Here is a 19,177-nt window from a genome sequence, read left to right as displayed (position 1 = left end):
AGAGCTACTTACTCAGGTCTAGCTGATAGATGGCAAAGCCGATATCGTCGGTGGCAACCTGACGCATCGGGTACTGCGCCTGCTCTTTAATAAATGCCGCCGCTTTTTCGGTTGGCGCGGTTTCAAAGCGGATGTCCAGCGGCACCTTGCCGTGGATCGGCGCCAGGCGCCAGTTGTTATCCGCCGCCGGGTGGATGGCCCCCGCCTTTTTCGACTCAGCGCTAATCCACGCCGCCAGCACCGAACGGTTTTCATCCGGGGAAGCAAAAGCAATGTGGCTATCGCCGGTACCGGCGAACTTGCCGCCGTAGGCGCGGTAGTTGTTCGTCGCGACAAGGAAGGTGGCCGCAGGGTCGATGGCCTTGCCGTTAAAGGTCAGATCCTTAATGCGCTGCGCCTGCGGGTTAATCATCTGGCACTCGCCGTCGTAGCGCGCCGGCTGGCTGACGTCAATCTGGTAATTGACCCCGTCAATCACGTCGAAGTTATAGGTGCGAAAACCGTCCCAGTTGATTAATGACTGCGGCCTGCTGCTCGTCGGGTCTATCTGATTGAACTGTCCGGCAGAGCACTCCAGCCACTCTTTGACCTCCTTGCCGCTCACCTTCATTACCACCAGGGTGTTCGGATAGAGATACAGATCGGCGGCGTTGCGGAAGGTGAGCTGGCCTTTCTCCACTTCGACGAAGCTGGCGGGATCGTTCTTGCGTCCGCCGACCTTGAACGGCGCGGCGGCGGAGAGGACCGGCAGCTTCGCCAGGTCAGGATCGCCCTGAATAAAGTGCTCGACGTAGGCTTTCTGCGCCATATTGACCACCTGCACAGTCGGATCGTCCTGCACCAGCGCAAGGAAGCTGTACATATTGTCGGAGGCGCGACCGATAGGCTTGCTGACAAATTCGCGCGTCGCGTCGTGGTCGGCTTTTAGCACCGTCACCATGTTGCCATCTTCCGCGGCCAGCGACTTCTTCGCCAGCGGATCGTAGATTGGGCGGGCTTCGGCCTTCGCCTGGGTGACCTGCCACCTGCCGTCGCTGTTGCTGAGGGCCAGATCGACGATGCCTAAATGATCGCCCCACATGCCGGGCATCACGGCCGGAACGCCGTTAAGCGTGCCCCGGCTGATATCCGCGCCCTTGATGCTGGCGAAATCTTTCCCCGGGAATACCGCGTGCGCGTGGCCGAACATAATGGCATCCACGCCCGGAACCTGGCTGAGGTAGTAGACCGAGTTTTCCGCCATGGCCTGATACGGATCGGCGGAGAGCCCCGAGTGGGCGATAACCACCACCAGGTCCGCGCCTTCCTCGCGCATTTGTGGAACGAATTTGCGCGCGGTTTCGGTGATGTCGTTAACGGTCACTTTACCGGCGAGATTGGCTTTATCCCAGGTCATGATTTGCGGAGGCACGAAGCCGATATAGCCGATGCGCAGGGTCTGCGTTTTGCCGTCGCTATCCTCGACTTTGGTATCCTGAATCAGGTACGGGGTGAACATCGGCTGGCCGGTTTTTACGTCGATAATGTTGGCGTTGACGTAGGGGAATTTCGCGCCGGAGAGGGCCTTGTGCAGGAAATCGAGGCCGTAGTTAAACTCGTGGTTGCCGAGGTTGCCCACGGTGTAATCCAGCGTGTTCATGGCCTTATAAACCGGGTGAATATCGCCGCTTTTGAGACCTTTCGCCGCCATATAATCGCCCAGTGGACTACCCTGAATAACGTCGCCGTTATCGACCAGTACGCTGTTTTTCACCTCCTGGCGGGCTTTTTCAATCAGCGTGGCGGTGCGCACGAGGCCAAATTTTTCCGTAGCGGCGTCTTTGTAATAATCAAAATCCATCATATTACCGTGCAGATCGGTGGTTTCCATGATCCGCAAATCGACCGTCGCCGCGTTTACGCTGGCAGCGACCAGCGTGGCCAGGAGCGTTGCGCTAAACTTAATCATCAGAGGCGTCCTTTTTTATGAGCAATGGCACAGAAGGAAATGTATTTACATTCTGTTGCTTACAGAATTGTGAATCATGCCAGAAAAACGACAATTGAAACCGCCATCGCTATCACAGATAGCGGAACTCGCAGCGATGCGATATAAATAAAACAACGAGTTAACGCCACTGCAACCAGATGAGGTGGAGAATGTTAGAACAAGTATGTCAGCTTGCACGGATCGCCGGCGATGCCATTATGGAAGTCTATGATGGAAATCAGCCGATGGACGTCGCCAGCAAGAAGGATGATTCTCCGGTCACCGCGGCGGATATTGCTGCGCATAAAGTCATTATGAGCGGCCTGCTGGCGCTGACCCCCGATATCCCGATCCTGTCTGAAGAAGACCCCCAGGAGTGGCAGGTGCGCCAGCACTGGCAGCGCTACTGGCTGGTGGATCCGCTGGACGGCACCAAAGAGTTTATCAAGCGTAACGGCGAGTTCACGGTCAATATCGCCTTGATTGAGAAGGGCAAACCGGTGCTTGGCGTGGTCTATGCGCCAGTGATGAAGGTGCTGTACTGCGCGGAAAACGGTAAGGCCTGGAAAGATGAGTGCGGCAGGCGCAAGCAAATTCAGGTTCGCGACGCCCGGCCTCCGCTGGTGGTCATCAGCCGCTCCCACGGCAACGATCCGGAGCTGGAGGAGTACCTGGAGCAGATCGGTGAACATCAAACCACTTCGATCGGCTCATCGCTGAAGTTCTGCCTGGTGGCGGAAGGTCAGGCTCAGCTCTATCCGCGCTTCGGGCCGACCAATAGCTGGGATACCGCCGCAGGCCATGCGGTCGCGGTTGCCGCCGGGGCGCACGTTCACGACTGGCAGGGAAGAACCCTCGACTACACGCCGCGTGAATCCTTCCTCAACCCCGGCTTCCGGGTATCTATTTACTGAGCAGCTTGTGCAGCAGGGCGACAACCTGCTGCACTTCATCCTGGGTCAGCGCGCCGTCTTTAGCCCACTGAATGCGGCCGTCCTTATCCAGCACCACGATGGCCGAGCTCTCCTCCTGCAGCTGCCACGCCTTACGCGCCAGACCGTTACCGTCGACAATAAACTGCGACCACGGGTAGAGCTGCTTGTTGCTTTCAATGCTGCTGCGCACGAACACTCCTGAGCCCGGGATCGCGTCATCGGTATTAACGATAGTGGTGGTCTGATAGCGATCGTGCGGCAGCTTCGCGGCCTTGATAGCCTCTATCAGCGTGGCGTTTTTCTCTTTTGCCGCGGTGCGCCCGGCGATGTGCTGCAGTACGCGAACTTTTCCTGCCAGCTGCGAGCTATTCCAGTTTTTATAGCTAAACTTACCATTATCCAGGATTAATTCTCCCCGGTCGGCGATGCCAACCGGCGCGACGCGCTGACCATCGACAAAATTATGCGCTGAGGCGATCAGCGGAAGCAGAAGGAGTGAAGCCGCCAGAATTTTACGTAGGGTCATGATGTTTCCTTATTATGTACAGGTGATCCGACCACTTGGTCTGGCTTAAGCATAAGTGCGATTTATCGCCATGACACGCAATCAGAGTGCCAGATTGCGTGTTAACGCACATATTCGAATAAAATCGGTGACTTATACTCACTTTTACGTATGTATGAAAAGAAGATTCTTAGTTAGTGTCATCAAAAGGTAAATAAACTTATGCATGCTGGGTATTACAGAAGTTCTGGACTATAGTTTCAGGGCATTAAAATTTGCGTTCTGGATTCGTGGGCTAAGTGTGGCACCACAGGAGCGTAACCCTGGCAGGAGACAACAATGAAAATTTTCCAACGCTACAATCCGCTGCAAGTGGCTAAGTACGTGAAGATCCTGTTCCGTGGACGGTTATATATCAAGGATGTTGGCGCTTTTGAGTTTGATAAGGGCAAAATCCTTATCCCGAAGGTAAAGGACAAGCAGCATTTTTCTGTGATGTCCGAGGTCAATCGTCAGGTTCTGCGTCTGCAAACAGAGATGGCTTAATCTGCAAAGTGGTATAGCTGTACGGTAAGAAAAACGGCTCCTGATGGGAGCCGTTAGTGTTTCTGGAGGCGGCGATTATGCCGACTCTTTTTCGCCTGTCATCGTTTCCGATTGCTTCGGTACCAGCACCGTCGGCTTATTGTCGATGCGGGTGACCAGCAGCTGATCGATGCGGTAGTTATCGATGTCTACTACCTCAAACTTGTAGCCTGAGAATTTCACCGCGTCGGTGCGCTTGGGGATTTTGCGCAGCATAAACATCATAAAGCCGCCAATGGTTTCATAGTTGCCGGACTGCGGGAAATCGTCGATATCGAGCACGCGCATCACGTCATCAATCGGCGTGCCGCCGTCAATCAGCCATGAGTTCTCATCGCGGGCGACGATCTGCTCCTCCAGCCCCTGGCCGACCAGATCGCCCATCAGGGTGGTCATGACGTCGTTGAGGGTAATAATCCCCACCACCAGCGCATATTCATTCATGATGACCGCAAAGTCTTCGCCGGCGGTTTTAAAGCTTTCCAGCGCTTCGGAGAGCGTCAGGGTGTCGGGAACAATCAGCGTATTGCGGATCTGCACGCCGCCGGTCAGCACCAGGCTTTGATTCGCCAGCACGCGATTCAGCAGATCCTTGGAGTCCACGTAGCCGATGATGTGGTCGATATCTTCGTTACAGACCAGGAACTTGGAGTGCGGATGCTCCGCAACCTTGTTCTTCAGGCTCTGCTCGTCTTCGTGGAGATCGAACCAGATAACGTTTTCACGCGAGGTCATCGACGACGGAACGGTACGCGATTCCAGCTCGAACACGTTCTCAATCAGCTCATGCTCCTGCTTACGCAGCACGCCGGCCAGCGCGCCGGCCTCAACGACCGCGTAAATATCGTCGGAGGTGATGTCGTCTTTACGCACCATCGGTATTTTGAACAGCCGGAAAATATTGTTGGCCATGCCGTTGAATAGCCACACCAGCGGGCGGAACACCGTCAGGCAGAAGCGCATCGGGTTGATGATGCGCAAAGCCACTACTTCTGGCGCAATCATACCGATGCGTTTCGGGGTCAGGTCAGCAAACAGGATGAACAGGCTGGTGACCAGAGTAAAGGAGATAATAAAGCTGAGCTGTTCGGAGAGTTCCGAGGACATATAGCGGCTTAACAGGCTGTTGAAGGCCGGTGAGAATGCCGCATCGCCGACGATACCGCCGAGAATCGCCACCGCGTTCAGGCCGATTTGCACAACGGTGAAGAACATCCCGGGGTTTTCCTGCATTTTGAGAACGCGCTGAGCGTTCAGGTTGCCATCATCGGCCAGCAGTTTGAGTTTGATTTTACGTGAGGCGGCCAGCGAGATTTCGGATATCGAAAAAAATGCGCTGACGGCAATCAGACAAAGTATTACTAAAATACTGTTTAACATATTTTATCTAGCCGTTGAGGCCAGATCCTCGGAAGGGAAGTTGATAACTCTAATGTGGAATACATAAAAAACCGGTCCGAAGGCACTGGACCGGCTACAACACAGGCTAGTATAGCGTAAGGTACTGTAAAGCCGCCAGAGCGTTAATTGCGCGCCCCGGTAATATTCACTATCAGGCCTGTGGCGGCAGGCATACGCCGATCCCGCCGATCCCGCAGTATCCGTACGGATTTTTATGCAGATACTGCTGGTGGTCGTCTTCAGCATAGTAGAACGGCTTCGCCGTGGCTATCTCGGTGGTGATCTGCCGCGGGTCGTTGGCGTCGCGCATCGCCGCCTGAAAACGCGCCAGGCTGGCTTTGGCGGCCGCATCCTGCTCCGGCGTCAGCGGATAGATGGCCGAACGATACTGGGTACCGCGATCGTTGCCCTGCTGCATTCCCTGAGCCGGGTCGTGGTTTTCCCAGAATACCTGCAGCAGCTGCTCATAGCTGACGACCTGCGGGTCATACACGATGCGTACGGCCTCGGCGTGGCCGGTGTCGCCGGAACAGACTTCGCGGTAGGTGGGGTTAGGGGTGTAGCCGCCGGTGTAGCCTGCGGCGGTGCTATAAACGCCAGGCAGCTGCCAGAACAGGCGCTCAACTCCCCAAAAGCAGCCCATCGCCAGCAGCGCAACTTCCATTCCCGCAGGAACGTTAGTCATGGAGTGGCCATTGACGGCGTGAAGCGTTGCCACCGGCATGGGGGTGTTGCGTCCGGGTAGCGCATCCGCCTGGGCGACAAGATGCGTTTTATCAAATAGACTCACGGTTGGCCTCTCTGAAACATAAGTCGTAGTTAAGGTTGTAACGATGCGTGTCTTTTTACACAATAAACACGATCGGTACGTCTGTATTTAAACATAAGAATTATTTGGGTTATCGTCACTTTTTCAACCCTTAGTTGTTAGGGTTTTGTTAAGCCGTGGAACGGCGCTTTCGTTTCCTTCGGGGGGAAACAAGGATATTCAGGAGAAAACGTGCTACAAATCCGCCAGTTATGTGTCACCAGCCTTTTGCTGGTCAGCGGGGTCGCTAGCGCCGCGAGCGTGCGTTTGCAGGTTGAGGGGCTATCCGGGGAGCTGCAAAAAAACGTCCGTGCCCGGCTGTCGACGATCCAAAGCGATGAAGTCACGCCGGATCGCCGCTTTCGCGCGCGCGTTGATGATGCCATCCGTGAAGGATTAAAAGCGCTAGGTTACTACGAACCGACGATCGATTTTGATTTACGTCCGCCGCCGGCAAAAGGGCGGCAGGTGCTGATCGCCAAAGTCACGCCCGGCGAACCGGTGCGTATTGGCGGCACCGACGTGATCCTGCGCGGCGGCGCGCGAACCGACCGTGACTATCTGGATTTGTTAAAAACGCGTCCGGCCATCGGCACCGTGTTGAACCACGGCGATTACGACGGTTTTAAAAGCTCATTGACCCGCGTTGCGCTGCGCAAAGGCTACTTTGATAGTGAATTCAATAAAAGCCAGCTCGGGGTCTCTCTCGATCGTCATCAGGCCTTCTGGGATATCGATTACAACAGCGGCGAGCGCTATCGCTTCGGCGCCGTGACCTTCAGCGGATCGCAGATCCGCGACGAATATCTGCAAAATCTGGTGCCGTTTAAGCAGGGAGATGAGTACACCTCCGAGGATCTGGCGGAGCTAAACCGCCGCCTGGCGGCCACCGGCTGGTTCAGCTCGGTGGTGGTCGCGCCGGAGTTTGAGAAGTCCAGAAAAACGAAAGTGCTGCCTCTGAAGGGCGTGGTCGCGCCGCGCAAAGAGAATACCGTCGAAACCGGTATCGGCTATTCGACCGACGTCGGGCCGCGGGTGAAGGCGACCTGGAAAAAGCCGTGGATGAACTCCTATGGTCACAGCCTGACCTCCAGCCTCAGCCTCTCCGCACCGGAGCAGCAGCTTGATTTCAGCTATAAGGTCCCGCTGCTGAAGAGCCCGCTGGAACAGTATTACCTGATGCAGGGCGGCTTTAAGCGCACGGATCTCAACGATACCAAAGCCGACTCCACCACCCTCGCGGCATCGCGTTACTGGGAGATGTCGAGCGGCTGGCAGCGCGCTATCAACCTGCGCTGGAGCCTCGATCACTTTACCCAGGCGAACGTCACCAATACCACCATGCTGATTTATCCCGGGGTATCGGTTAACCGCACCCGCTCGCGGGGCGGCCTGATGCCAACCTGGGGCGATTCCCAGCGCTATTCGGTGGATTACTCCAACACCCTGTGGGGCTCGGATATTAACTTCGTCGTCGCCCAGGCGCAGGACGTGTGGATCCGCACGCTCTACGATCGCCACCGTTTTGTGGTGCGCGGTAACCTCGGCTGGATTGAGGCCGACAATTTCGACAAGGTCCCGCCGGATCTGCGTTTCTTCGCCGGGGGCGACCGCAGCATTCGCGGCTACAAATACAAATCTATCTCGCCAAAAGACGATGATGGCAAGCTGATTGGTGCATCGAAGCTGGCCACCGGCTCGCTGGAGTACCAATACAACGTCAGCGGAAAATGGTGGGGGGCGATGTTTATCGACGGCGGTGAAGCGGTCAGCGATATCCGCAGAAGCGACTTCAAAACCGGCGCCGGCGTTGGCGTGCGCTGGCAGTCGCCGGTCGGCCCGATCAAGCTGGATATCGCCGCTCCGGTCGGCGATAAAGACGAACACGGTTTACAGTTTTACATCGGTCTGGGGCCTGAATTATGAGTTTATGGAAGAAGATAAGCCTCGGGATCATGCTCTTTCTGGTCCTGCTGCTGGGCACGGTTGGCTTCCTGGTCGGCACCACCAGCGGCCTGCACCTGGTGCTGAAGGCGGCGGACCGCTGGGTACCTGGCCTGGAGATCGGCAAGGTCACCGGCGGCTGGCGTGACCTGACGCTGGAGAACGTACGCTTTGCTCAGCCGGGCGTGGCGGTGACCGCCGGTCAGTTCCATCTTGCGGTCAAATTACGCTGCCTGTGGGACAGCAGCCTGTGTGTTAACGATATTTCGCTGCGCGATATCTACGTCGCTATCGATACCGCAAAAATGCCGCCTTCCGCGCCGCCAGAAGAGGAAGATACAGGGCCGCTGAATCTCTCCACGCCGTATCCCATCACCTTGAGCCGCGTCGCGCTGCAAAACGTTAACGTCAAAATTGATGATACCGCCGTCTCGGTGCGCGACTTCTCCACCGGCCTGCGCTGGCAGGAGAAAAACCTGACCCTGACGCCGACGTCGCTGCAGGGGCTGCTTATCGCGCTGCCGAAAGTCGCGAAGGTGGCGCAGGAGCAGATCGTTGAGCCGAAGATAGAGAATCCGCAGCCGGAAGAGAAACCGCTCGGCGAGACGATGAAGGCGCTGTTTGAGAAGCCGGTGCTTCCGGAAATGGCCGACGTCCACCTGCCGCTCAACCTCAATATCGAGGAGTTCCGCGGCGAGCAGCTGCGGATCACCGGCGATACCGATATGACCATCTACAGCCTGCTGCTGAAGGTCAGCAGCATTGACGGGCAGATGAAGCTCGATACGCTGGATGTCGATTCCGACCAGGGCAAAGTCACCGCCTCGGGCAGCGCGCAGCTGCAGGATAGCTGGCCGGTGGATATCACTCTTAACGGTGCGCTGAATATTGACCCGCTCAAGGGCGAGAAGGTCCAGCTGAAGGTCGGCGGCGAGATGCGTAAAAAGCTGACGGTTGGCGTTGATTTAGCCGGCCCGGTGGCGATGACGCTGCGCGCCGAAGCGCAGCTGGCGGAAGCCGGGCTGCCGCTCAATATGGAACTGAAAAGCAAACAGCTCTACTGGCCGTTTAGCGGTGAAAAGCAGTTCCAGGCTGACGATCTGCAGCTGACGTTCAGCGGCAAGATGACCGACTACGCCCTGGCGATGAGTACCGCGGTGAAGGGGCAATCCGTGCCGCCGGCGAAAATCAGCCTCAATGCTAAGGGCAACGAGCAGCAGCTGAATATTGATAAGCTCACCGTCGCCGCGCTGGAAGGGAAAACCGAACTAAAGGCGCTGCTCGACTGGCAGCAGGCGATTAGCTGGCGCGGCGAGCTGACCCTCGACGGCATTAACACGGCCAAAGAGGTTCCGGACTGGCCTTCGAAGCTCAACGGTCTGATCAAAACCCAGGGCAGCCTTTACGGCGGCAGCTGGCAGATGTCGGTGCCGGAGCTGAAAATCACCGGTAACGTGAAGCAGAATAAGGTTGATGTCAGCGGTTCCCTGCAGGGCAATAGCTATATGCAGTGGAAAATTCCCGGCCTGCATCTGGCGCTAGGCCCCAACAGCGCCGACGTGAAAGGTGAGCTGGGGGTTAAAGATCTCGATCTCGACGCCACCATTGATGCCCCGCATCTCGACAACGCCCTGCCGGGCCTTGGCGGAACGGCGAAAGGGCTGGTGAAGGTGCGCGGCACCGTGGAGGCGCCGCAGCTGCTGGCGGATATCACCGCTCGCGCCCTGCGCTGGCAGGAGCTGTCGATCGCCCAGGTTAACGTCAAAGGCGACGTGAAATCCAGCGATCAGATTGGCGGTAACCTCGACGTGCGTATCGATCGTATCAGCCAGCCGGGCGTTAATATCAGCCTGGTGCAGCTCAATGCGAAGGGGAATGAGAAGCAGCATGACCTGCAGCTTAGGGTGCAGGGCGACCCGGTATCCGGCCAGCTGTCGCTGGCGGGGAGCTTTGACCGTAAAGAGGAGCGCTGGAGAGGAACGCTGAGCAATACCCGCTTCCAGACGCCGGTGGGCCCGGTTTCGCTGACGCGTAATATCGCGCTGGACTACCGTAACCGCGAGCAGAAAATCAGCATTGGGCCGCACTGCTGGGCCAACCCGAACGCCGAGCTTTGCGTGCCGCAGACGATCGATGCGGGCGCGAGCGGACGAGCGGTCGTCAACCTCAACCGCTTCGACCTCGCGATGCTCAAGCCGTTTATGCCGGAAGCCACTCAGGCCAGCGGCGTATTTAGCGGTAACGCCGACGTGAGCTGGGACACTACCAAAGAGGGGCTGCCGCAGGGCAAGGTGACGCTGAGCGGGCGCAACGTGAAAGTGACTCAAACGGTCAACGATGCGCCGCTGCCGGTGGCTTTCGATACCCTGAACCTCACCGCCGATCTGCACAACAACCGCGCGCAGCTCGGCTGGCTGATCCGTCTGACCAATAACGGTCAACTTGACGGGCAGGTTCAGGTCACCGACCCGCAGGGCCGACGCAATCTTGGCGGCAATATCAACATCAACAACTTCTCGCTGGCGATGATTAATCCGATCTTCTCGCGCGGGGAAAAGGCGGAAGGGCGGCTTAACGCCAACCTGCGCCTCGGCGGCGATGTGAAAAATCCGCAGCTGTTTGGTCAGATGCAGCTGAACGGCGTGGACATTGACGGTAACTTTATGCCGTTCGATATGCAGCCGAGCCAGCTGGCGATGAACTTCAACGGCACCCGCTCGACGCTGCAGGGAACGGTAAATACGCGCCAGGGGCATATTAGCCTGAACGGTAACGCCGACTGGACCCAGATAGACAACTGGCGCGCGCAGATCGCGGCGAAGGGCAACCGCGTGCGCATTACGGTGCCGCCGATGGTGCGCCTGGACGTTTCGCCGGATGTCGTCTTTACTGCGACGCCGAGCTTGTTTAACCTTGACGGTAGCGTCGATGTTCCGTGGGCGCGTATTGTGGTTAACGACGTGCCGGAGAGCGCGGTCGGCGTCTCTTCCGATGAGGTGATGCTGAACGACTCTCTGCAGCCGATTAAGCCGCAGAGCGCCGGTATCCCGATCAACAGCAACCTGACTATCCATGTCGGTGACAACGTTCGCCTCAGCGCGTTTGGTCTGAAGGCGCGCCTGACCGGCGATTTAAAAGTTGCTCAGGATAAACAGGGTTTGGGCCTCAACGGGCAGATCAATATTCCTGAAGGGCGCTTCCACGCCTACGGTCAGGATCTGATCGTCCGTAAAGGCGAGCTGCTGTTCTCCGGTCCGCCGGATCAGCCTTCACTGAATATCGAAGCCATTCGTAACCCAGATGCCACAGAAGACGACGTAATTGCCGGCGTTCGCGTCACCGGTTCGGCCGACCAGCCGCGGGCGGAGATCTTCTCCGACCCGGTCATGTCGCAGCAGGAAGCGCTTTCTTATCTGCTGCGCGGCCAGGGATTGAGCAGCGGGCAGAGCGATAGCGCCGCAATGACGTCAATGCTTATTGGCCTGGGGGTTGCACAAAGTGGTCAGGTTGTGGGTAAAATCGGCGAGACGTTTGGCGTAAGCAATCTGGCGCTGGATACCGAGGGGGTAGGCGACTCTTCCCAGGTGGTAGTCAGCGGCTACGTGCTGCCGGGTCTGCAGGTAAAATACGGGGTCGGTATCTTCGACTCCCTGGCGACGCTGACATTACGCTATCGCCTGATGCCGAAGCTATATATGGAAGCGGTGTCTGGCGTAGACCAGGCTCTCGATTTGCTCTATCAGTTTGAGTTTTAGCAATGCGAATATTTGTTTACGGCAGTTTACGACGCAAACAAGGCAACAGCCACTGGATGACCAACGCTCAGTGGCTGGGCGCTCATAGTGTCAACGATTATCAGCTGTACAGCCTGGGCCACTATCCAGGCGCGGTGCCCGGTGAAGGCACGGTACATGGTGAAGTCTATCGTATTGACGCATCGACGCTGGCCGAACTGGATGCTCTGCGTACCAAAGGCGGCGAATACGCGCGCCATCTTATCCAGACGCCGTATGGCGGCGCATGGATGTATGTCTATCAGCGCCCGGTTGAGGGATTTACGCGGATAGAGAGCGGTAACTGGTTAGACAGAGACCAGTATTAAAAACGACAGCGCCACCCTCGGGTGGCGCTGTTTTTTGTGGCCGCTAATCAGAACTCGACGCGTGCGCCGAGGTTATAGCGTCGACCCTCTATCTGACCGTACTCGCCCCACGAGGTGGTGCGTTTAGGGTCGGCATCAAACAGGTTATAGATCCCCGCCAGCAGCTGCGCGTTTTTGTTGACACGATAGCGCAGGCCGACATCCACCATCGTATAGGCCTCATACTCGTTGTGGCTGCCGCTATCGCGGTTGCTGCTGCGATAGTTCACCGTACTCCAGGCGTCCAGACTCTGCGTTGCTGCCCAGCTGAGCGACAGATTGGCCATATGGCGCGGGTAGTCGTTCAGGGCATAGCCTTTTTCCGCCCCGCTTTTCTGCTCGCTGTGGTTGTAGGTGTAGTTGGCGTTAGCCTTGATATCGGCGCTAATCTGCCAGTCAGCGTTGAGCTCGACGCCGTAGACGTCCGCTTTGCTGACGTTAAAGTACTTGTCGATTGAGTCTGCTTTGTAGCCATTAACGGAGCACTGGCTGGTGGCCGTGGTTTCGCAGATGTTCTGCTCGGTAATTTTATCTTTGAACTGGGTATAGAAGACCGTGCCGTCAAGCGCCAGGGCGCTGCCCGTCCAGTACAGGCCGAGCTCGGAGTTAACGCTTTTCTCTGGCTTCAGGTCGTCGTTCCCGACCGTCAGGAAGGGATAGGGTACGGTTGAGCCGTGCGGCGTAATAAAATCGCTGGAGGTGGCGCGCAGCTCCGGTTTTTTATAGCCTGCAGAGACCCCGCCCTTCAGCGCCCATGCGTCGCTAAACGCCCAGTTACCGTACAGCTTAGGCGTGACGTGGGTACCAAAGTTATCATCGCGATCGAGGCGCCCTGAGGTGGTCAGGATGAAATCGCCGAGGGTCCAGCCGTCTTCGGCAAACAGCGCCCAGCCGTTGCGGCTCACTTTGGTGACCGGCGTGGAGCCCGGCAGGGTTTTGTTGGCGACATCAAAGCGGTCATTCAGCTCTTCGCGGGTAAAGTTCGCGCCCACGGTCAGCTTGTGGTTATCCAGGCTCAGGGTTGTCTGGCTGTTGGCAACGTAGTTTTCCGTCTGTACGTATTGCGGCGTTTGCCCGTCATAGACGTACTTTGAGCGGCCCTTTTCATAATTAATGTAGTTGGTGGTGGCGACGGTATCGTCGGCATACCAGCCGGAGTGCGTCAGGGTTAAGGCGTCGCGGTCGAAGCGCCACGACCAGGGCGTGCCGCGCTGCCAGGTCCGATTTTTCTCCTGCTCGCCGGTGACCACGTTCAGGTCAAAGAGGTTGTTCTCGCTGGCGGCCAGGCCGAGCGTCATATCGAGGGACTTGCGGTTGTGCTTGCCGAAGTAGTTTTCGCGTTCGTCATCGCGACGATCCAGCCAGTCGGCCGCGAGGCTTAGGCCGAGGACGTCGGGGATCAGCGGACCCATGGTGAACAGATTCATCTGGCTGGTATTGCCAAAATCACGGTGCTCCTGGAGCCAGGTGTTGGCGGCCAGGGCGCCGGTCCACTCCTTCACGCCGTAAGGCTTTTTGGTGATGACGTTCACCACCCCGCCGATGGCGTCTGAGCCGTAGAGGGAGGACATCGGGCCGCGAATCACCTCAATACGCTCAATCGCCTCCATCGGCGGCAGGAAGCTGGCTTCGGTGCCGAGGTCCTGGCCATAGGGGCGAGATTCGCCGGTATTCTGCTTGACGCTGTTCACCATGAAGGCGGTGTAGGAAGGGTCCATGCCGCGCATCATGATGCTGCCCGAGGATATTTCGCTGCCGCTCGACACCGACACGCCTGGGAGATTTTTTATCGCCTCGCCGACGTTGCGATCGGGCTGAACATCCAGCGTTTTACGATCGATTGTCGAGATGGTCGCCGGCGCTTCACGCTTTTCCTGCGCAAAGCCGGTGGCGGTCACCACCATTTGATCTTCGCCGCTGCGCGAGGTTTCGCTGAGTTCTTCCGCCTGAGAGGGCAAAATAACCCCGCCGGACAGGGCGACGATCCCCGTAAGCGTAATCAGTTGACGCGTTTTCATAATATAGACACCTGCAAAGAGAAAATAACGACATCACCTCGCGACGGCGCGCCGCCACAAGGTGAAAAATAACGCGTGATGATGATTAGTATTGAGTCAGGTCGATTTTCATCACGTAGTCAGGCTTTTTACCGATCAGCTCTTCGGGCTGTTTAATGCTGACGTACAGCGTGTTGGCATCGGCGGAAAGCGCAAGGCTATTGGGCAGGGCGGTGGTCTGAATACTTTGTTTTACCTTGCCGGTTTCGCTGTCGGCGATGGTTATCAGTTTGGCGTTGCGGTGGATAATATAAACCTCCTGACGCTTCTCGTTATAAATAACGGCCAGGGAGTTAATCACGTCAATTTTAAAAAGGACGTTACCGTTACGAATATCGACCACTAATACATTGGGTAAATCCGGGTCAGTAATAAAGGCGCGGCTGTTTTTGGCATCCACGGCGATATTAAGGAAAAAGCGCTTTTTATCCGCGGCAACGGTAAAGCGGTCGATAATTTTATTGCTGGTGGTATCGATGACGATCAGGCCATTTCTGCCGTTCACCACGTAGAGCCGGTTTTTTAGCGGATCGACCGCCATGCCGGTTGGGTATTCGCCCATCTCGCTGATGGTCGCAATCTTCGCCCGCTTAGCGGTATCGACCACCCAGACAACGCCCTTCTCCGCGACGCCGGAGACGTACAGGCGATGGTTCTGCTTATCGAGGACCATTTCGCGGGTATGGATAATCGCTTTTGGGTCGCTCGCCTCGCTAAGCTGCAGCACCGCCAGCTCCTTGCCGCTGCGGGTATCGACTAGCGTGACCGAGCCTTCGAGGGTATTGCCGACGTACAGAATATGGTTCACCTCATCCAGCGCGGTGGCAAACGCCCGACGGCTGGTTTTGATGACTTCAACGGTGGTGAGGCTTTCCAGGTCCAGCTTGTAAATCTGCCCCGTGGTTTTGTCTTTATCAAACGAAGGAGCGGAGGCGGCGAACAGCGCATGCTGCTGCGCGTCTACCGCCAGCTCATAGACGCCATGACCCACTTCACGAGTCAGGAAATCTTTCTCAGGAAGCGCGGCGGCCGTTGCGGTCAGGCCGGTCAGTAGCAGGGCTGCGGTCAGCGCCATGCCGGAACAGAGCTTTAAGGTCTTCACATTGTGGAGGTTCATTGACGTTTATTCACATTTATTTACGAATTGAAAATGATAATGATTTTTAATTTCATTCGCAATTGCAAATGTAGCCGGCCGACTTCCTATTCTGGTAGGCGCAAGTCTGGCCGCAGGTTTGTCCGCAGGGCGGGAGAAAGGGGGAAATAAACGGGCAGGGGTGAACAGCAGACATAAAAAAACCCTTACTAGCCGGCAGCCGGCGTTCAGGGTCTGGCTTCACGCAGAGGCGAACTTAGTTCTTCGCAGCGCGCTCGAAGGAAGCAATGATTTCAGCTTTCGCTGCCGCAGCATTGTCCCAACCGTCAACTTTAACCCACTTGCCTTTTTCCAGATCTTTGTAGTGCTCGAAGAAGTGGGTGATCTGGGCTTTCAGCAGTTCCGGCAGGTCGTTCACATCGTTGATGTGATCGTACTCTTTGCTCAGCTTGGTGTGCGGTACCGCAACCAGTTTGGCATCTTCACCGGATTCGTCGGTCATCTTCAGAACGCCAACCGGACGGCAGCGGATCACTGAGCCTGGCTCCAGCGGATACGGAGTCGGGACCAGCACGTCTACCGGGTCACCGTCCAGAGACAGGGTGTGGTTGATGTAGCCGTAGTTGCACGGATAGAACATCGCGGTGGACATGAAGCGGTCAACGAACAGTGCACCGCTCTCTTTGTCGACTTCGTATTTGATTGGGTCTGCGTTCGCCGGGATCTCGATAACGACGTAGATGTCTTCCGGCAGATCTTTACCCGCAGGTACGTTGAGTAAGCTCATGTCTGTTCCTTTAAAATGTATAGCAAACAAGTGCCCGGTATTATAGCCAACTCACATCGAATGTCTTCGCTTCTTTTGTTTCCGGTGGCGGAAAGATGGCGTCATTTTTCATCGCAAAACAACCTGAAAATCCATAAACATAGCCACATCCTGAATAAATTTATGTAACCGTTTACATTGCATGTGATTGATTTTTCAAAGTGCTAAAAATTTCGCCATCTGCGGCGATGGTGGCATCGCTGCGAAAGCCTTATCCGCTCTAAGCTGCCTTAAACGGCATGAATTAACATTTAGTTTACTTTTTCGAAGTGTGATGTAACGCATTCAGTTACATCTCTGATTGTCTATAGTTTGTCCGCAGATAACAATCTTACTAACAATAACCCTACGAGGATCGCCTTATGTGGAAGCGCTTACTTCTTGTCACAGCAGTTTCCGCAGCTATGTCATCTATGGCAATAGCTGCCCCTCTGACCGTAGGATTTTCGCAGGTCGGGTCTGAATCCGGCTGGCGTGCGGCCGAAACCAGCGTTGCGAAGGAGGAGGCCGCTAAGCGCGGTATTACTCTGAAGATTGCCGACGGCCAGCAAAAGCAGGAAAACCAGATTAAAGCCGTACGCTCCTTCATTGCGCAGGGCGTCGACGCCATCTTTATCGCCCCGGTCGTGGCGACGGGCTGGGAGCCGGTGCTGAAAGAGGCCAAAGAGGCCAAAATTCCGGTATTCCTGCTCGACCGCTCTATTGATGTAAAAGACAAAGATCTCTACATGACCACCGTCACCGCTAATAACGTGCTGGAAGGCCAGCTGATTGGCGACTGGCTGGTGAAAACCGTCGACGGCAAGCCGTGCAACGTCGTTGAGCTGCAGGGCACCGTCGGGGCCAGCGTCGCCATTGACCGTAAAAAAGGCTTCGCTGAGGCCATCGCTAAAGCATCGAACATCAAGATTATCCGCTCTCAGTCCGGCGACTTTACCCGCAGTAAGGGGAAAGAGGTTATGGAGAGCTTTATCAAAGCGGAAAACAACGGCAAGAACATCTGCATGGTTTACGCCCATAACGACGACATGGTCATCGGCGCCATCCAGGCGATTAAAGAGGCCGGGCTGAAGCCGGGCAAAGATATTCTGACCGGCTCGATTGACGGCGTACCGGATATCTATAAAGCGATGATCGCCGGCGAAGCTAACGCCAGCGTCGAGCTGACGCCAAATATGGCCGGGCCGGCGTTTGATGCGCTGGAGAAATTCAAGAAAGACGGCACCCTGCCTGAGAAGCTGACCATCACCAAATCGACGCTCTATCTGCCGGAGACGGCGAAAGAAGAGTTAGAGAAGAAGAAAAACATGGGCTATTGAGTGAGCGTAGGCCATCAGGACGCTCGGTTTAGTCCCCTCTCCCCGGTGGGGAGAGGGAGAGGGTTAGGGGAGGGGAAACCATGAACGGCGAAGTACACCAGGAGATCCTTCGTACCGAGGGACTGAGCAAATTTTTCCCCGGCGTTAAGGCGCTGGATAACGTCGATTTCAGCCTGCGGCGCGGTGAGATCATGGCCCTGCTGGGTGAAAACGGCGCGGGGAAATCGACCCTGATCAAAGCGCTCACCGGCGTTTATCACGCCGATCGCGGCACTATCTGGCTTGAGGGCCAGGCCATCGCGCCGAAAAATACCGCCCACGCGCAGCAGCTGGGCATCGGTACCGTCTACCAGGAAGTAAACCTGCTGCCGAATATGTCGGTGGCGGACAATCTGTTTATCGGCCGTGAGCCCCGCCGCTTTGGCCTGCTGCGGCGCAAAGAGATGGAACAGCACGCCACCGATCTGATGGCTTCCTACGGCTTCTCCCTTGACGTTCGTGAACCGCTTAACCGCTTTTCCGTGGCGATGCAGCAGATTGTCGCTATCTGTCGCGCTATCGACCTGTCGGCCAAGGTGCTGATCCTCGATGAGCCTACGGCCAGCCTGGATACCCAGGAGGTGGAGATGCTTTTCACCCTGATGCGCCAGCTGCGCGATAGCGGCGTCAGCCTGATTTTTGTTACCCATTTTCTCGATCAGGTGTATGCCGTGAGCGATCGGATCACCGTGCTGCGCAACGGCGGCTTCGTCGGCTGCCGGGAAACCCGCGAACTGCCGCAGATTGAGCTGGTGAAAATGATGCTGGGCCGGGAGCTGGAGCATAACGCGCTACAGCGTGCGGGCCGCACCCTGCTGAGCGACAAGCCGATCGCCGCCTTTGAAGGATTTGGTAAAAAGGGCACCATCGCGCCGTTCGACCTCCAGGTCCGCCCCGGCGAAATCGTCGGCCTGGCGGGGCTGCTGGGCTCCGGACGCACCGAAACGGCGGAGGTGATTTTTGGCATCAAGCCGGCCGATAGCGGCAACGCGTGGATTAAAGGCAAGCCGCAGACGCTGCGCTCGCCGCATCAGGCCTCCAGCCTCGGGATCGGCTTTTGCCCGGAAGACCGAAAAACCGACGGCATTATCGCGGCGGCGTCGGTGCGGGAGAACATCGTGCTGGCCCTGCAGGCCCAGCGCGGCTGGCTGCGTCCGATTTCCCGGCGTGAGCAAAATGAAATTGCCGAACGCTTTATCCGCCAGCTGGGTATCCGCACCCCCAGCGCCGAGCAGCCGATCGAATTTCTTTCCGGCGGCAATCAGCAGAAGGTGCTGCTTTCCCGCTGGCTGCTGACCAAACCCCAATTTTTGATCCTCGATGAGCCGACCCGCGGGATAGACGTCGGCGCCCACGCCGAGATCATCCGCTTGATTGAAACCCTGTGCGCCGATGGCCTGGCGCTGCTGGTCATTTCGTCAGAGCTGGAAGAGCTGGTGGGCTATGCCGATCGGGTCATTATTATGCGCGATCGCAAGCAGGTGGCGGAGATCCCGCTCGGGGAGCTCTCCGTTCCGGCGATCATGAACGCAATTGCGGCATAGGAGTAAAT

The 19,177-nt window shown here is 56.7% G+C and carries 14 protein-coding genes; 7 read left to right on the top strand and 7 right to left on the bottom strand.

Annotated features, from left to right (window positions below; genetic code table 11):
- Window positions 1–4: 4 nt before the first annotated feature.
- The gene (locus GVK32_RS09085; protein ID WP_159867534.1) at window positions 5–1,948 is read right to left on the bottom strand and encodes a bifunctional 2',3'-cyclic-nucleotide 2'-phosphodiesterase/3'-nucleotidase; all 1,944 of its coding nucleotides are present in this window, start codon (window positions 1,946–1,948) and stop codon (window positions 5–7) included.
- A gap of 191 nt (window positions 1,949–2,139) precedes the next feature.
- On the opposite strand from GVK32_RS09085, the gene cysQ reads away from it, so the two are divergent.
- On the top strand, window positions 2,140–2,883 hold the full coding sequence (gene cysQ, locus GVK32_RS09080; RefSeq protein ID WP_041143737.1) for a 3'(2'),5'-bisphosphate nucleotidase CysQ: 744 nt from the start codon (window positions 2,140–2,142) through the stop codon (window positions 2,881–2,883).
- On the opposite strand, the gene GVK32_RS09075 is transcribed toward cysQ, so the two are convergent.
- Window positions 2,873–3,430, bottom strand: a complete 558-nt coding sequence (locus tag GVK32_RS09075; protein ID WP_159867531.1) for a YtfJ family protein — start codon at window positions 3,428–3,430, stop codon at window positions 2,873–2,875. The two genes, cysQ and GVK32_RS09075, sit on opposite strands and share 11 nt — an antisense overlap.
- A gap of 318 nt (window positions 3,431–3,748) precedes the next feature.
- On the opposite strand from GVK32_RS09075, the gene GVK32_RS09070 reads away from it, so the two are divergent.
- Window positions 3,749–3,955: a DUF1107 domain-containing protein gene (locus GVK32_RS09070; RefSeq protein WP_041143739.1), complete on the top strand. Its 207-nt coding sequence runs from the start codon at window positions 3,749–3,751 to the stop codon at window positions 3,953–3,955.
- A 75-nt stretch (window positions 3,956–4,030) separates the two neighbouring features.
- Here GVK32_RS09070 and GVK32_RS09065 read toward each other — a convergent pair whose 3' ends face one another.
- Window positions 4,031–5,374: a hemolysin family protein gene (locus GVK32_RS09065; RefSeq protein ID WP_159867528.1), complete on the bottom strand. Its 1,344-nt coding sequence runs from the start codon at window positions 5,372–5,374 to the stop codon at window positions 4,031–4,033.
- 172 nt (window positions 5,375–5,546) lie between these two features.
- Window positions 5,547–6,185, bottom strand: coding sequence for a peptide-methionine (S)-S-oxide reductase MsrA (msrA, locus tag GVK32_RS09060; protein ID WP_045853335.1), 639 nt, complete (start codon window positions 6,183–6,185; stop codon window positions 5,547–5,549).
- A gap of 210 nt (window positions 6,186–6,395) precedes the next feature.
- Here msrA and tamA point away from each other — a divergent pair, with 210 nt between their 5' ends.
- The 3 genes from tamA to GVK32_RS09045 are packed head-to-tail and all read left to right on the top strand — an operon-like array spanning window position 6,396 to window position 12,249.
- Window positions 6,396–8,129, top strand: coding sequence for an autotransporter assembly complex protein TamA (gene tamA / locus GVK32_RS09055; RefSeq protein WP_159867525.1), 1,734 nt, complete (start codon window positions 6,396–6,398; stop codon window positions 8,127–8,129).
- The gene (gene tamB / locus GVK32_RS09050; protein ID WP_159867522.1) at window positions 8,126–11,902 is read left to right on the top strand and encodes an autotransporter assembly complex protein TamB; all 3,777 of its coding nucleotides are present in this window, start codon (window positions 8,126–8,128) and stop codon (window positions 11,900–11,902) included. Before tamA ends, tamB begins: the two co-directional genes overlap by 4 nt.
- Before the next feature lie 2 nt (window positions 11,903–11,904).
- Window positions 11,905–12,249 (top strand): gamma-glutamylcyclotransferase, encoded by a 345-nt coding sequence (locus tag GVK32_RS09045; RefSeq protein WP_041143744.1) that lies wholly within the window; start codon window positions 11,905–11,907, stop codon window positions 12,247–12,249.
- Window positions 12,250–12,296: 47 nt separating this feature from the next.
- Here the strand turns inward: GVK32_RS09045 and GVK32_RS09040 are convergent, their stop codons facing one another.
- From GVK32_RS09040 to ppa, 3 genes are all read right to left on the bottom strand, one after another.
- On the bottom strand, window positions 12,297–14,306 hold the full coding sequence (locus GVK32_RS09040) for a TonB-dependent receptor domain-containing protein (RefSeq protein ID WP_159867519.1): 2,010 nt from the start codon (window positions 14,304–14,306) through the stop codon (window positions 12,297–12,299).
- Window positions 14,307–14,391: 85 nt separating this feature from the next.
- Window positions 14,392–15,462 carry a YncE family protein gene (locus GVK32_RS09035; RefSeq protein WP_159867516.1) on the bottom strand — a complete coding sequence of 357 codons (1,071 nt, stop codon included), beginning with the start codon at window positions 15,460–15,462 and terminating at the stop codon, window positions 14,392–14,394.
- Between the two features lie 235 nt (window positions 15,463–15,697).
- Entirely contained in the window at window positions 15,698–16,228 is a 531-nt protein-coding gene (gene ppa, locus GVK32_RS09030) for an inorganic diphosphatase (RefSeq protein WP_041143747.1), read from the bottom strand.
- A 401-nt stretch (window positions 16,229–16,629) separates the two neighbouring features.
- Here ppa and ytfQ point away from each other — a divergent pair, with 401 nt between their 5' ends.
- The gene (gene ytfQ, locus GVK32_RS09025) at window positions 16,630–17,586 is read left to right on the top strand and encodes a galactofuranose ABC transporter, galactofuranose-binding protein YtfQ (protein WP_123709879.1); all 957 of its coding nucleotides are present in this window, start codon (window positions 16,630–16,632) and stop codon (window positions 17,584–17,586) included.
- Between the two features lie 80 nt (window positions 17,587–17,666).
- On the top strand, window positions 17,667–19,169 hold the full coding sequence (gene ytfR, locus GVK32_RS09020) for a galactofuranose ABC transporter, ATP-binding protein YtfR (RefSeq protein WP_159867513.1): 1,503 nt from the start codon (window positions 17,667–17,669) through the stop codon (window positions 19,167–19,169).
- The last annotated feature ends 8 nt before the right edge of the window (window positions 19,170–19,177 follow it).

It is taken from the genome of Klebsiella sp. 18074, from assembly GCF_902705905.1.
In the GTDB taxonomy this organism is placed as follows: domain Bacteria; phylum Pseudomonadota; class Gammaproteobacteria; order Enterobacterales; family Enterobacteriaceae; genus Klebsiella; species Klebsiella terrigena.
This window is presented reverse-complemented; position numbering and strand designations above follow the sequence as displayed.

What these genes read in the sequence shown, in the direction of transcription:
- ppa (WP_041143747.1), bottom strand. Translation starts at nt 16,228, where the DNA reads ATGAGCTTACTCAACGTACCTGCGGGTAAAGATCTGCCGGAAGACATC.
- ytfQ (WP_123709879.1), top strand. Translation starts at nt 16,630, where the DNA reads ATGTGGAAGCGCTTACTTCTTGTCACAGCAGTTTCCGCAGCTATGTCA.
- GVK32_RS09085 (WP_159867534.1), bottom strand. Translation starts at nt 1,948, where the DNA reads ATGATTAAGTTTAGCGCAACGCTCCTGGCCACGCTGGTCGCTGCCAGC.
- GVK32_RS09070 (WP_041143739.1), top strand. Translation starts at nt 3,749, where the DNA reads ATGAAAATTTTCCAACGCTACAATCCGCTGCAAGTGGCTAAGTACGTG.
- GVK32_RS09065 (WP_159867528.1), bottom strand. Translation starts at nt 5,374, where the DNA reads ATGTTAAACAGTATTTTAGTAATACTTTGTCTGATTGCCGTCAGCGCA.
- ytfR (WP_159867513.1), top strand. Translation starts at nt 17,667, where the DNA reads ATGAACGGCGAAGTACACCAGGAGATCCTTCGTACCGAGGGACTGAGC.
- GVK32_RS09045 (WP_041143744.1), top strand. Translation starts at nt 11,905, where the DNA reads ATGCGAATATTTGTTTACGGCAGTTTACGACGCAAACAAGGCAACAGC.
- GVK32_RS09075 (WP_159867531.1), bottom strand. Translation starts at nt 3,430, where the DNA reads ATGACCCTACGTAAAATTCTGGCGGCTTCACTCCTTCTGCTTCCGCTG.
- cysQ (WP_041143737.1), top strand. Translation starts at nt 2,140, where the DNA reads ATGTTAGAACAAGTATGTCAGCTTGCACGGATCGCCGGCGATGCCATT.
- tamB (WP_159867522.1), top strand. Translation starts at nt 8,126, where the DNA reads ATGAGTTTATGGAAGAAGATAAGCCTCGGGATCATGCTCTTTCTGGTC.
- GVK32_RS09040 (WP_159867519.1), bottom strand. Translation starts at nt 14,306, where the DNA reads ATGAAAACGCGTCAACTGATTACGCTTACGGGGATCGTCGCCCTGTCC.
- GVK32_RS09035 (WP_159867516.1), bottom strand. Translation starts at nt 15,462, where the DNA reads ATGAACCTCCACAATGTGAAGACCTTAAAGCTCTGTTCCGGCATGGCG.